The sequence below is a fragment of the Tenacibaculum piscium genome (assembly GCF_021390755.1).
In the GTDB taxonomy this organism is placed as follows: Bacteria; Bacteroidota; Bacteroidia; order Flavobacteriales; family Flavobacteriaceae; genus Polaribacter; species Polaribacter piscius.
The window spans coordinates 33,058-46,824 of sequence record NZ_JAJGWR010000004.1 but is presented as its reverse complement, the minus strand read 5'-3'; the positions used below and the strand labels follow the sequence as shown (position 1 = coordinate 46,824).

The window sequence follows — 13,767 nt, the reverse complement described above, 5'->3', positions numbered from 1 at the left end:
ACCAAAAAAAGAGGTCGAAATATCGACCTCTTTTAAATTATTATTGAACGATTCAATAATCATTAAATGATAATTGAATGATTATTTTTGTTAATTATAGTTTGATATATTCAACATTTTGAATTTTTACATCAAAATATATTTTACCTGAATTTCCATTAGTTCCTGATATTTTGGTTACTTTAATTAATCCTTTAGCACCATTTTTATCTTGAAATTCTAAAACACTTCCTATGCTTAAATTCGTAACTTTCTCTGAAGTTGGTTTAACAATAGTTTCTAATTCAGTAGCCGTTACATTATCAAAATCCTTCGTAGATTTAGCAATGTAAAAATTATTTAAAGGCTCTTGTGCGATATTTATTTTAGATTTATCAGCAATATCAACAATCGCTTTAGGAAAATCTGAAGCTGATGCAAAAGAAGCTTTATGACTATTACCATAATAGTAACCAAAATCCCAAAAAGAAGCAGTTTCTAATCCTGCGTTAATAGCATACGTTTCTCCGTTATATACTGATATAAAAGATTTAGAAGAACCATCTGCCAAAGGAGCCGCTAAAATAACTGCTGAAAATTGTTTCATAGTAGTTGCAGTTGCACTTCCTGTACCTGCTTTAATCGTAATGGTACCGAAAGCATTTGCATCTCCATAAGCATTTCTTTTCGTAACATCTCTAAAATCTCCTTTACTAGTTGTTCCTAAAGCAGCAAGACGCGTTGTCCATAATTTATATACAACAACACCATCGGTACTTGTTGGAGCTTCAAAAGGAATTTTATAGGTAAATTCTTGCCCTTCTAAGCTACCTAAGTTGATAGCACCATCGCCATAAGTTTTAACGGCTGCGGTAACAGTTGATAAATCATAAGCAACAGCTCCTTGCTCACTTCCGTATACATTTTTAGTAATGTATAAACGTTTCATTTTCTTTTCAGCGTCTGAAAATTTTACAACAACGTCTAAAGTGGTGTTAGCTTCGGCTGTTAATTCTAATGTTGGAAAATAATCAGCACTATTGATAACTAATTCTTTAGGTGAATCAGGAGTTTCGATTACAGGTTTATCAGGGTCTACAGCAAGTTCATTCTGTTCTTCACTACAACCCGTAAAAGTTGTTCCGATTAAAAAGGCACTACATGCAATAAATAATGGTTTCAATAAATTTTTCATTCTTTTTTAGTTTTGATTATTTTTAGATTTCTTTTTTAGAAATATAAAAGTATATATTCTTTTTCAAAATATATGCCAAAGAGGTTTATATTTGTGTTAAAAACAGGAATACTTCTAAATATTTTTAAATACGTCTAAATATGCCGAAATATTTAGTGATTTATTGTGTTTAAAAGTCATATTTCAGTAAATTTAAAGAAACACGAATCAAATGAATAACTTAGTTAAAGAATTACAATGGCGTGGAATGGTTCATGACATGATGCCTGGAACTGAAGCGCAATTACAAAAAGAAATGACGGCAGCATATATCGGTTTTGATCCAACTTCTGATTCGTTACATATTGGAAGTTTAGTGCCAATTATATTGCTTGTTCATTTAGAAAAAGCAGGACATAAACCCGTAGCTTTAGTAGGTGGTGCAACAGGAATGATTGGCGATCCTTCAGGAAAATCAGACGAACGTAATTTGTTAAACGAAGAAGCATTAGCCAAAAATGTAGCAGGAATTCAACGAACTTTAGCACGTTTCTTAGATTTTGATAGCACGGCTAAAAACGCCCCGTTATTGGTCAATAATTACGATTGGATGAAAGATTTCTCCTTCATCGAATTTGCTAGAGATGTAGGGAAACGAATTACCGTAAACTATATGATGGGAAAAGAATCTGTTAAAAAAAGAATTTCTGGCGAAGCTACTGGAGGAATGAGTTTTACTGAATTTACCTACCAATTAATTCAAGGATACGATTTTTATCATCTATATAAAAACCACAACTGTTTATTACAAATGGGTGGTTCTGATCAATGGGGAAATATCACCACGGGAACAGAATTAGTCCGTAGAATGCATGTTGGTGAAGAGGCAAAAGCCTACGCAATGACTTGCCCATTAATTACCAAAGCCGATGGTTCAAAATTTGGAAAATCGGAAGGTGGAAATGTATGGTTAGATGCTGATAAAACATCCGTTTATAAATTTTATCAATTTTGGTTAAATACTTCGGATGAAGATGCAGCTAAATATATTAAAATATTTACATTTTTAGATGAAAAAACAATTCAAGATTTAATTGAAAAACATCAAGAAGCACCACACGAAAGAGCGCTTCAAAAAACATTGGCAAACGCAGTTACTACTTTTGTTCATTCGGAAGAAGCACTAGAAAAAGCAATAAAAGCTTCGAATATTTTATTTGGAAAATCAACTTCGGAAGATTTGAAAAGTTTAGATGAACAAACTTTTTTAGATGTTTTTGACGGCGTTCCACAAGCGGAAGTTTCTAAAGATGATATTTCAGAAGGGTTATCAATGATTGATGCTTTATCAGGAAAAACAAACTTTTTAAAATCAAACGGAGATGCTAAAAGAGCTTTAAAAGAAAATGCGGTTTCTGTAAATAAAGAAAAAGTAAAAGAAGATTTCTTAATTACATCCAAAGATTTAATTGCTGATAAATACGTGTTATTACAACGTGGAAAAAAGAGTTATTTTTTATTGAAATTAGTTTAATTAAGAAGTAATTAAAAAAAGATTAATAAGCAATTTTTATATCAAAAGTTAAAGGGCATCGCTTACAGTTGATGCCTTTTTTTTGATATTTATTACAACAGCTACTTTTTGGTTTGATACAATTAGAACTACAAACAGCATCACAAATACTCACTGGAAGTACTTTTTTTGATGCCAATTTTTGAGGGATCGTATTAATACGATCTGCTTGTTTACTTTTAAGATTAGTCTTAACGTTCTTGTTTTGAGTATAAAATATAATCATAATGTACTATTATAAGGCAAATATAGTTATTTATTTAGAATAAATAAAAATAATATTTACTGCTTGTTTTTTTAGACTAAAAAGTTTTGTTAAACTATCTTTGCAGTATTGTTTAAAATTATTTTTTGTTGCAAAAATCTTGTGTATATATATTCATTTTACTGTATCTGGTAGCGATGTTGCGACCAGTAGCTCCCTTTGTGGAGTACGCAATAAATTATGATTATATCTCTAAAGTTTTATGTATTAATAAAGACAAACCCGAACTTCAGTGTAACGGAAAATGTCAATTAATGAAAAAAATAGAACAGCAACAAGAAGATGATTTTAAATCGCTTCGTATTCACATGGAAGAATATCCTATTGGTTTTGTAGAATTAATAGAATTATCTGCAAAAAAATCAATAAAAATTTATAAAATTGATGAGTTTTCTTATCATCAAACGTATTCTTATTTGTTTGAAACTGCTACTTTTCATCCACCTAATTCTTCATTTTTATATCGGTTAGCCTAATTTATACTTGTGTTTTTAATACAGGTTTCGTGGGCTGTTTATCAAAATTTAAAAAATTCAAACATAATTTTTTGATGACTTAAAAAAGTTCATCAAAATAGAAACACCTATAAAATGAAAAAAATATTTAGTTTAATAGCAATCGCTATCGCTTTTACCTTCGCTTCTTGTAATGATAATGAAACTTCAGAATTAACAGGGAAAAATAATGTTTCCATTGATTTTGATGCTTCTTTCGCAGGAGAAAATTTAGTTTTAGGCGTAGAAAAAAACTTAATTGATGGAGATAGAAAACAAAAATTAACCATTAATGCTTTTGATTATATTGTCGGAAATTTTGTGTTAGTTACCGAATCAGGAGAAGAATATGTATATCCAAAGGAAAAAAGTTTTTTTATCATCAGCGAAGGCGGAAAAAAATATAATAAAACGACTAAAGAATATACAACATTACCAGCAAAAACAGCAATCAACTTAACAGATGTGCCTGCTGGAAAATATACTAAAATTAAATTTGGTGTCGGTATTGACGAAGATACTTATAAAGGTGGAAAACAATTTGCCAATAATCTTTGGGAAAGAGCCGAAGAATATTCATTAGTTTGGGCGTGGGCTACAGGATATAAATTCTTAGTATTAGAAGGAGTTACTCCTAGTTCAATAATTAAAAAACAAGAAAACACTAAAAGTGTAAGCCAAGAAGCAGCAGTTCAGATATTTAAATATCACGTTGCTGCAGCTGCAAATGATGGTGAATATGCTAAAGGAAAAGAATTATATAAAGAAATTACCCTTGATTTAACTAAAAATCCTTTTTTAGTAGCTAAAGATAAATCACCACAAGTACACCTTGCCGTAGATGCTAGTAAAATGCTTACAGGAAAAAATACCATCAATGTTTTAGAAACACCTGTTTTAATGGGACCTAAAACTACAGGGATTTCAGAAAATAGTCTGAAAATGTTCGCTTTTGATCACTTACATTATAACGAAGAAAATCATTAGGAAAATTAATAGTTTTTAGTAAAATCAGTTCCTGAAAAATATCAGAAAAAAATTTAGGAACTGATTTTAAAATCAGATAAACGTTAATTAAAAACCTATAAAAAACGTATAAAATGAAAAATTATTTTTTTGTTTTAGTCGTTTTTGTATCACTGTTTTCCGCTTGTAGTGAAAAAGAAAACGTGTATACAAAAATGCCTGTTGCCTTTGAAAAACCAAGTAATTTCCCAGAACCAACCTATGATTTTCAGAGAAATCCGCTTACCGATAAAGGAATCGCCTTAGGAAAAAAGATTTTTTATGATGGCGTTCTCTCTTCAGACGGAACAACTTCTTGTGCCTCTTGTCACGAACAAACCTTTGCGTTTACGCATCACGGACATCAATTTAGTCACGGCGTTGATGGTAGAGAAGGAACACGAAATACACCGCCAATTCAAAATATGGCGTTTCAAAAACATTTTGCTTGGGATGGAGCCACATCACATTTAGATATGTTTCCAATCGTGCCAATTACCAACCCAAACGAAATGGATGAAACTGTTTCGAATGTTATCGAAAAGTTGAAAAAGAAAGCTCCGTATAAAAAAATGTACGAAGAAGCTTTTGATAACGGCGAAATAACCTCAGAAAATACTTTTAAAGCATTATCGCAATTTATGCTGACAATGGTTTCTGCAAATTCAAAATATGATACATATATCAGAAATGAAACTGACAGCAATTTTTCATCAGAAGAAAAAAAAGGACTAAAAATTTTTCAACAAAAATGCGCAACCTGTCATCAAACCGATTTATTTACAGATGATTCTTTTCGAAATAATGGATTATCAATAGATCCAAAAATTCAAGATGTTGGACGCATGGAAACAGCTTTTGATAGCAAAGAAAAATATAAATTTAAAGTGCCAAGTTTACGAAATATCCAAGTAACCGCACCCTATATGCATGATGGAAGGTTCTTAACACTCGAAGCAGTACTTAATTTTTATTCCGATGGCGTTCAAAATACTGAAAATTTAGATCCAATTTTAAAACACAACGGAATACTCGGAATACCATTAACAACACAAGAAAAACAAGCAATTATTGTTTTTTTAAAAACACTTACAGATGATACCTTTCTTACAGATAAAAGATTTGAACCTTAATAAAATAGTATTTTTAATAAGTATATTTATAGGAACACAGTGTTTTTCTAAAGATATTTTCCCGCCTTCGTATAAAGCTTTTTTAGAAGAAGAATGCGATGCCTGCGGATGTAGTAACAACGGAGGAAGTTTAGGAATGGGAGGTGTTATCGATAATAATTTTGTAGGAGTTCGATATTTACATCAAAAATACCAATCAAAAGATGGAATTTTTAGCGATTCTCCTAAAATTAACGAGTTCTTTAATACTGTACAAATTTGGTCAAGAATCCCAATTATCGAAAACCTAGAACTGCAAGTTTTTGTACCATATCATTTTCATCATAGAGAATATATCACTAAAAAAACATCCATAAATGGACTCGGAGATATTAGCCTATTTGCTAATTATTCAATAATTAATCAACAAAAAGCAACCTATAATAAAATAACAGATAGAGTTCATTCAACCAATCATGTCGTAAAAATAGGAGCAGGAGTTAAATTACCAACAGGAAATTATAATGAAAAAATTAATAATTCGGTAAATCCTAGTTTTCAGCTAGGTACGGGAAGTGTCGATTATATCGCAAACCTACAATATGTGTATAAATACAACAATATAGGCGTTACCAATTATGTAAATTATTACTACAAAACAACCAACGATAAAGAATATAAATTTGGAAATCAATTCAATTTTAATAGCGCCTTCTTTTATGTTTTTAAAGATAATAAAGCACATGCTTTTGTGCCTTCTTTAGGAGTATCAGGTGAGTTTTATCAAAGTAATGAAAAATATAATTTACCCGTAAAAAATACCGATGGTCATGCCATTTTCACCAATATCGGTATTGAATATAACAGCGAAAAACTAACTTTTGGAGCATTAGCAATGTATCCAATTGACCAAAATTTATCACAAGGAATTATTGAAGTTCAATACAGAACAAGTGTATATATAAACTATAACTTCTAAAAAAATAGTTTAAAAAAAATTCAACAAATTTACAATAATGAAAAAAATACTACTTTTATTCATAGGACTTCTAGTGCCTATATGTAACGTTTTTGCACAAAAAATATATAAAGGAAAAATTACGGATGAAAATAAAAACCCAATTATTGGAGCTTCTATTGTTTCTACGATTGATAAAAATATAGGAACAGCTTCTGATTTAAATGGTGATTTTATAATTAAATTAACAAACTCAAAAAATCAGAAAAATGTAAAAGTAACAATTACAACAGTCGGGTATCAAACAAAAATTGTAACACTTCTTGATAAACTAAACAGTATTCAGTTAAAAGAAAATCAAGAAAGTTTAGAGGAGGTTATTGTAACTGCTTACGGAACGTCTAAAAAAAGAAGTTTAATCGGTTCGGCAAATAAAGTAAGTAATAAGGTTCTTAAAAGAACAGCTTCTGCAAGTTTTGAAACAGCTTTACAAGGAAGTGTTGCAGGGGTTAATATTTATACGACAGGTCAGCCAGGAGGAAGTTCTAATGTTCAAATTAGAGGAATTGGTTCTATTAATGGAGTAACTCAACCTCTATATGTTTTAGATGGGGTTGTTATTAATTCTGATAATAATTCTCGTATCGGAGGTAATGGGGCTGTAAATAAAATGAATCCGTTATCTACGTTAAATTCTAATGATATAGAGAGTATTACTGTGTTAAAAGATGCAGCAGCAGCTTCGTTATATGGGTCTAGAGCAGCTAATGGAGTTATTGTAATTACCACAAAAAAAGGAACTAATGGCGATACAAAAATGACGTTTTATACAGAATTTGGACCTACGTTTAATTTAACCGAGGAAAAAACAATAACAAATACTCAATTTAAAAATCTTTGGGAAGAAGGACAGTTACATCAGTATATTCAAAATAATGAAAATAGTGAGTTTTCTAGAGTCTATAAAGATGCAGTTCTGTATGCTAAATATAAAAAATCTTCACAAAACGATTATGAGTCAATTTATGGAAATAAGCAGGTTAATTCTGATTGGCTAGATGCTATTTATAGAACAGGTTCTGTACGTAAATATGGTCTTTCCGCTAGAGGAGGTAATGAAGATACAAGGTTTTATGCATCAGGTAGTTATTTAGAAAGAGAAGGAACTATTATTAAATCAGATTATAAACGTTATTCAGGAAGACTTAATATTGAAAATAAAGCTAAAGATTGGCTTACTATTGGTATGAATCTTTCTGTAGCAAAGTCAGAAAGAAATACAGGGCAGTATGATGGAACGTATGCAGGAGGATTAAACCCATTATATATGGCTCGAGTTTTACCTCAAGCAGCACCTATTTATGATGCTAAAGGATATATGAGAATTGCAAATTTACCAAACGGAATTGAAAAAAATGCCAATCCTATAGGTATTATAAAAGTAGGAGAATATATTAATAATGAATTTAGAGTTAGAGGAAATGCTTTTGCTCAAATCAATTTAACGAAAGAATTTAATTTTAAAACAACTTTCGGAATCGACCATCAAAATAATGAAGAATCTTTATATGATAATAAAGAATTTGGAGCTGGTGGAGGTAAATGGAATGGTGTTTTATATGTTTCACAGGGTAAAGCTTTTCAATATACATCGTCTAATTTATTAACGTTTAATAAAGAAGTTAATAAACATGCTTTTGGAGCTTTATTAGGATTTGAATCTCAAGTATCAAAAATGAAATCAATAAATAATTCAGGGTATGATATTTTAGATAATGAGTTATTATCTTCAAGTAGTATCGGTTCGTTATGGTCTTGGAAAGGACATTCTGAAAACTATGCTTTATTGTCTTATTTTTCTCAATTCAATTACAATTTTAATAAAAAATATTATTTAGCAGGAAGTTTTAGAAAAGATGGTTCTTCTCGTTTCGGAAAAGATTCTAAATGGGGTAATTTTTGGTCTGTTTCAGGAGGCTGGATTATCAGTGAAGAAATTTTTTTAAATATAGATGCACTTAATTATTTAAAACTTAGAGCTAGTTATGGAACAAATGGTAATTTACCTCCAGAACATTATGCTTCATTAGCTTTTTTCGATTCTGCTAAAAAAGGATACGGAGGTTCATCAGGGCTTTCATATGGACAGTTAGCAAATCCTAATTTATCGTGGGAGTTAAGTAATAATTTTAATATAGGAATTGATGCTGTAGCATTTAATAAGTTAAATATTTCGTTAGAATACTTCTCAAAGAAAACGAAAGATTTACTCTTAAATATTCCTGTATCAGGAACTACGGGTTTTAGTAATCAACTACAAAATTTTGGAGAAATGAATAATTCTGGTTGGGAATTGGAGTTAGGTTATACACCTATTTCTAGTACTGATTTTTCATGGAATACCAAATTAAATCTATCATTATTAACCAATGAGGTAACCAAGTTAAAAGGAGATTTAACACCAACGTATAACTCTAAATATGGTCAAAATCCTACAATTGTTAAAGTAGGAGAAAGTTTAAATTCTTTTTATTTAAGAGATTATGCAGGAGTTAATAAAGAAAATGGATTGGCTCAATATTATGTTTTAAATCAAGGAAAGCGAACAGGAGAAATAACAACAGATGCAAAGTCTGCAGGATTTGGAATTTTTGGGAAAGCACTTCAAAATATTCAAGGAGGGTTTTACAATCAGTTTACATACAAAAACTTAAATCTAGATTTTTTATTCACTTTTGGATTAGGAGGAAAAGTATATGACAGAACAGCTTTTAAAAGAGATGATGATGGACATGCTCCACAATTTACAAATACGACAGCACAATTAAATCCATGGAATCCAAATAATCTTACTTCAAATGTTCCTATTAGAATTAACGGTAATAATACTTTTTCAAATGATGTTTCTACAAGGCATTTATATAGTGCAGATTATTTAAAATTAAAGAACGTTAAATTAAGTTTTAATTTACCTAAAATGAACATAATTGACGGTGGAAGTGTATATATTCAAGCAGATAATTTATTGATGTTTACAGAGATGAATGATTATGACCCTGAAGCAATATCTAATGGTGTTAATTTCTTTCAAACACCAACAGCAACTAGTATTCTATTAGGATTTGAATTAAAATTTTAAAAATAAACTAACGATGAAAAAATTAAAATATATAAAGATAGCAATATTGCTTGTCGGAATCTTTGTACAACAAGGTTGTAGTGATGAAATATTAACCCAAGACCCTGACCATGTAATTTCAGAAGTATTAGTTATAAAATCAGTTGATAAACTACAAAGTTTACTTAATGGCTCATATAATGAAATATCAAAAGCATCATATTTAGGTCGTAATTTGTATAAGAGAGCAGCTGTAAAGGGAACTGATTTTAGGTTTGTAAAAACAACATATAATCCTAGAGATTACGAGCAAACCGAATATAAATATAATGAAAGTAGTAATAACAATGGTGGTGCAGAAAGTTTATGGCTACAGTCTTACAAGGCAATAGGAAATCTTAATTTAATATTAGATAATATAGAAAATGCTGAAGGAAGTAATATTGATAAAAAACAAATTAAAGCAGAAGCCTTAGCACTTCGTGGAATGATATATTTCGATTTAACAAGAACATTTACCTATCCTTGGATTAAAGAAGGAGAGAAATCACAAGGATTGCCATTAAAATTATCTTCTTCAGAAATTGTTATTGAAAGAAGCAATTTAGGTGCAACTTATAATCAAATTATTTTAGATTTAAAACAAGGGCTACAATTAATTAAAAATGATTCATGGGCAGAGGGTAGCACCAAATATATTACTAAAACAGGAATTAATGCTTTATTAGCTAGAGTGTATTTATACAAGCAAGATTGGAATAATGCTCTTTTTTACGCTAAGAAAGTAATAGCTGTAAGAGGAGAAAGTTACCTTATGGGAACTGATAATTATCAATTTAATGATTATACATCAGAATCGCTTTTTGAAATTAGTATAGATAACCAAAACTCAGTAGGAAGTAATGGTTTGGGCGCTCAATTTGATTTTTGTGAAGGAGGACAAGGCGATGTTATTGCTACTCAAACTTTTGTTAATTTATTAAAATCGTATAAAGGAGACCCCCGAAAAAATTTATTAACAGATGATAAAGAAGGTACAAAGATGGGCTTTGTAAAATATATTAATAGAGAAGGAGGCTCAGGGTTAAGTATTCATAATGTTCCAGTAATACGTCTTTCTGAAGTTTATTTAATAGCTGCAGAGGCTTGTGCAAATGGAGCTTCTGGACTTTCTGAAGCTAGAATGTATCTTAATACTTTAATAAGAAAACGAACAACAGATTTTGATGCTCATAAAGTAACAGGGTCAGGGAACGTTCTTAAAAAACGAATACACGAAGAACGTAGAAAAGAGTTGGCGCTTGAAGGACATGGAGTTTATGATTATATAAGAACAGGTACAAATATTAATCGCCTTATAACAGACCATATCAATACAGGTTTAAAATCTAATAATTTGAATATAGTCGCATTTTCACCACAAACAATATACCCGATACCTGCAAGTGAGGTAAAAGCATCAGGAATGAAACAAACAAAAGGGTATTAATTATTTTTATTTTTTAAAAAAAAGGGTCTCAATTTTTTGAGACCCTTTTTTTTGATATTTATTAAAAATCACTTAAAAGTACATAAGCTGTTTTTATACTTGGCGTTTTATTATGGAGCGATGTCCATGCAAAATATACTTTATCTTTAACGACTTCCATTTGAGGAAATCCAGATTTTCGAGAGCTATTTATTTCACTAATAATAATAGCTTTAGATTTATATCCTGAATTATTTACTTTTACAGCCATTAAATAACTTTTATCATTCAATAATTCAATCCAAGAAACTAAGGCGTTTTTGTTGTCTAGTAATTTAATATCAACCCTACCTAAAGTTTCTTTATTATTGATTAAAACAGGTGGAGAAAAATTAGCACCACCATCTTGAGAAAAAACAACTTTAACAGTCGGTTTATCGTTTACAGCAGTGTACCAAGCTACTGCCACATCATTTTTTAAAGCATCAACTTTAGGGCCATTTACAGGACATCCTTTAATCATCCATTGGTCATTATAAATAGGTTGAGGTGTAATCCATTTACCATTTACATATCTTGTTATAGAAATATCTCTAATCTCATTATCAGTCCTATCACGATATAAAACTATAGGACCATTTTTAGTAATTGCAGCGGTAGTTTGGCAACAACTACATGTTTTTGAATCTAAAAGAGTTCTATTTGTTATTTTACCATCAGAAGAAACCTCTGCCGATCTTAGGGTCATAGTCCCTTGATGTCCTGCGTGTCCATTGTTTTTGTTAGCATTTATTGAAGCTGTATTTCTTCCGTCTAGCCAGGTTATAAAAAAATGATTATTATAAGGAATCATTGTTACAAATCCATGTTCAGTTTTAGTAGTATCATCATGAAGCGGTAAATTTACTAGCCACTCTTTTTTTTCTTTAGATAATACATTTAATTTGATATCATAAGAATAGGTTTCTTTAGATGATTTTTTTAAAAAATGAGATAAAATAGTATTATTGTTCGCAGAAATTGAAGGGAAATCAGCCCAGTTTACAAACCAATTTTTACCTTTTATTATTTCTTTTGATTTCTCCCAGTTTCCTTTTTTTAGTTGTGAATAATTAAGCTGATTTATAGAGTCGTTTATTTTTTTGTTCCACGATAACAATAGTGTTCCTTTTTTAGTTGTAAATAGATAGGGTAAACTAGTTTGATTGTTATCATCTAAAGTTATAAAATTGGTTGTTTTTTTTTGATTAGAATTACATGATATTAATGTAGAAATAATTAATAATAATATATATGGGTTTTTATTTTTCATTTATTTCTTTATTTGAGTGTGTATTTTTAAGTTTTTTTAAATCTAAAACACCTATGTTTTTAGAAACTTCTATACCTTTTTCATTATATATAAAAGTAGTGGGTAGTGAGTAAATTTTTAAATTAATAAGGTTTTCTTTATATTTAATAAATTTTAATTTAAGATTATTTTTTTCTTTAAAATTTTTAATTTCCTCTATACTTTGATCCGAAACAAAAAGAAGAATGTAGTTTTCTTTTTCAAAAAAGGCTTTATTTTGGGAAAATAACATAATTTCACTTCTACAGTTTTTACACCAAGTTGCCCAAAAATTTAATACTACTTTTTTACCTTTATAATCACTTATATTTATGGTATTTCCATATAAGTCGATATATTTTTTTGTTGTATATGCTTTGTTATATTCGTTTGATTTGTTTTCTTTTTCAGTTGTTTTACAGCTTGTTATAGTACTTGTTGATATAAATAAACTAACTAATATACTCTTTTTTATATAGTAGAGGTACGTCATAAACTTAATAATATTTCCTAGTCAAAAATAAGAATATCTAAAAGAATAAAAATTGATTAATACTGTTTTAAATTTAACATAAGTATAGGTAATTATTAAGGTTTTTTTTCTGTAAGGATTCGTAATTTTGAAGACCAAATAGTAATAATAGCAATTTAAAAATAATTTAGAATGAAAAAAAGTCTCTTAGTAATAGCTGTTTTAATGCTAACAATATTATTTTCTAATCAAGTAAAAGCACAAAGTTTTGCAGGATTAGATAAAAGTCCGATGGATGCGGCGGCATATCCTAGTAGTTATCGAATTTCAGATAAGTTGGTAAAAGTAATTTATAGCCGTCCGCAATTAAAGGGAAGAGCCGTTTCTAAATTAGCACCCAATGAAAAAGTATGGAGAACAGGCGCTAACGAAGCTGCCGAAATTACATTTTATAAAGATGCTAATTTTGGAGGAAAAGAAGTTAAAGCAGGTACTTACACATTATTTACCATTCCTGGAGATAAAGAATGGACGGTAATTTTAAGCACCGCTAAAAATGTATGGGGTTCTTATCTTTATAGTGAATCGGAAGATGTGGTACGTGTACAAGCAACGGTTTCTAAAGCGACTAAAAAAACAGAAGTATTTTCTATTGCCTTTGATGGAAAAGATACTGATTTTAATATGTATTTAGGATGGGGAACAACAATAGTTGAGGTTCCTGTAAAAGCATAATTTTTTTATATTTAATTTCTACAAATAGGTTTAAAAATCAATTGATTTTTAAACCTATTTGTATTTATTTAAGAAGATTTTTGC

General features: G+C 29.7%; 11 protein-coding genes. 8 read left to right on the top strand and 3 right to left on the bottom strand.

Annotated elements, in window-relative coordinates:
• Positions 1 to 94: 94 nt before the first annotated feature.
• Entirely contained in the window at positions 95 to 1,174 is a 1,080-nt protein-coding gene (locus L0U72_RS08090) for a hypothetical protein (RefSeq protein ID WP_233898850.1), read from the bottom strand.
• Positions 1,175 to 1,385: 211 nt separating this feature from the next.
• Here L0U72_RS08090 and tyrS point away from each other — a divergent pair, with 211 nt between their 5' ends.
• The 7 genes from tyrS (at position 1,386) to L0U72_RS08055 (ending at position 11,167) form a co-directional block, all read left to right on the top strand.
• A complete protein-coding gene (gene tyrS, locus L0U72_RS08085; RefSeq protein ID WP_233898849.1) occupies positions 1,386 to 2,687 on the top strand; it encodes a tyrosine--tRNA ligase in 1,302 nt (433 codons plus the stop codon).
• Positions 2,688 to 3,080: 393 nt separating this feature from the next.
• Positions 3,081 to 3,467, top strand: a complete 387-nt coding sequence (locus L0U72_RS08080; RefSeq protein WP_233898848.1) for a hypothetical protein — start codon at positions 3,081 to 3,083, stop codon at positions 3,465 to 3,467.
• Positions 3,468 to 3,581: 114 nt separating this feature from the next.
• Positions 3,582 to 4,472: an MbnP family protein gene (locus tag L0U72_RS08075; RefSeq protein ID WP_233898847.1), complete on the top strand. Its 891-nt coding sequence runs from the start codon at positions 3,582 to 3,584 to the stop codon at positions 4,470 to 4,472.
• Positions 4,473 to 4,585: 113 nt separating this feature from the next.
• Positions 4,586 to 5,623 (top strand): cytochrome-c peroxidase, encoded by a 1,038-nt coding sequence (locus L0U72_RS08070; protein ID WP_233861499.1) that lies wholly within the window; start codon positions 4,586 to 4,588, stop codon positions 5,621 to 5,623.
• Complete coding sequence (locus tag L0U72_RS08065; RefSeq protein WP_101918631.1) at positions 5,586 to 6,581, top strand: transporter family protein; 996 nt, start codon at positions 5,586 to 5,588, stop codon at positions 6,579 to 6,581. The genes L0U72_RS08070 and L0U72_RS08065 overlap by 38 nt, the downstream gene beginning before the upstream one ends.
• Positions 6,582 to 6,618: 37 nt before the next feature.
• Positions 6,619 to 9,699, top strand: a complete 3,081-nt coding sequence (locus L0U72_RS08060) for a SusC/RagA family TonB-linked outer membrane protein (protein WP_233898846.1) — start codon at positions 6,619 to 6,621, stop codon at positions 9,697 to 9,699.
• Between the two features lie 13 nt (positions 9,700 to 9,712).
• On the top strand, positions 9,713 to 11,167 hold the full coding sequence (locus tag L0U72_RS08055; RefSeq protein ID WP_233898845.1) for a RagB/SusD family nutrient uptake outer membrane protein: 1,455 nt from the start codon (positions 9,713 to 9,715) through the stop codon (positions 11,165 to 11,167).
• A 61-nt stretch (positions 11,168 to 11,228) separates the two neighbouring features.
• On the opposite strand, the gene L0U72_RS08050 is transcribed toward L0U72_RS08055, so the two are convergent.
• A complete protein-coding gene (locus L0U72_RS08050; protein WP_233898844.1) occupies positions 11,229 to 12,458 on the bottom strand; it encodes a hypothetical protein in 1,230 nt (409 codons plus the stop codon).
• Entirely contained in the window at positions 12,448 to 12,969 is a 522-nt protein-coding gene (locus L0U72_RS08045; RefSeq protein WP_233883364.1) for a peroxiredoxin family protein, read from the bottom strand. The genes L0U72_RS08050 and L0U72_RS08045 overlap by 11 nt, the downstream gene beginning before the upstream one ends.
• A gap of 171 nt (positions 12,970 to 13,140) precedes the next feature.
• Here L0U72_RS08045 and L0U72_RS08040 point away from each other — a divergent pair, with 171 nt between their 5' ends.
• The gene (locus L0U72_RS08040; protein ID WP_233883365.1) at positions 13,141 to 13,683 is read left to right on the top strand and encodes a DUF2911 domain-containing protein; all 543 of its coding nucleotides are present in this window, start codon (positions 13,141 to 13,143) and stop codon (positions 13,681 to 13,683) included.
• Positions 13,684 to 13,767 lie beyond the last annotated feature (84 nt).

Excerpts from the sequence above, each read along its gene's own strand:
- L0U72_RS08090 (WP_233898850.1), bottom strand. The coding sequence starts at position 1,174 with ATGAAAAATTTATTGAAACCATTATTTATTGCATGTAGTGCCTTTTTA.
- tyrS (WP_233898849.1), top strand. The coding sequence starts at position 1,386 with ATGAATAACTTAGTTAAAGAATTACAATGGCGTGGAATGGTTCATGAC.
- L0U72_RS08075 (WP_233898847.1), top strand. The coding sequence starts at position 3,582 with ATGAAAAAAATATTTAGTTTAATAGCAATCGCTATCGCTTTTACCTTC.
- L0U72_RS08070 (WP_233861499.1), top strand. The coding sequence starts at position 4,586 with ATGAAAAATTATTTTTTTGTTTTAGTCGTTTTTGTATCACTGTTTTCC.
- L0U72_RS08065 (WP_101918631.1), top strand. The coding sequence starts at position 5,586 with ATGATACCTTTCTTACAGATAAAAGATTTGAACCTTAATAAAATAGTA.
- L0U72_RS08060 (WP_233898846.1), top strand. The coding sequence starts at position 6,619 with ATGAAAAAAATACTACTTTTATTCATAGGACTTCTAGTGCCTATATGT.
- L0U72_RS08055 (WP_233898845.1), top strand. The coding sequence starts at position 9,713 with ATGAAAAAATTAAAATATATAAAGATAGCAATATTGCTTGTCGGAATC.
- L0U72_RS08050 (WP_233898844.1), bottom strand. The coding sequence starts at position 12,458 with ATGAAAAATAAAAACCCATATATATTATTATTAATTATTTCTACATTA.
- L0U72_RS08045 (WP_233883364.1), bottom strand. The coding sequence starts at position 12,969 with ATGACGTACCTCTACTATATAAAAAAGAGTATATTAGTTAGTTTATTT.
- L0U72_RS08040 (WP_233883365.1), top strand. The coding sequence starts at position 13,141 with ATGAAAAAAAGTCTCTTAGTAATAGCTGTTTTAATGCTAACAATATTA.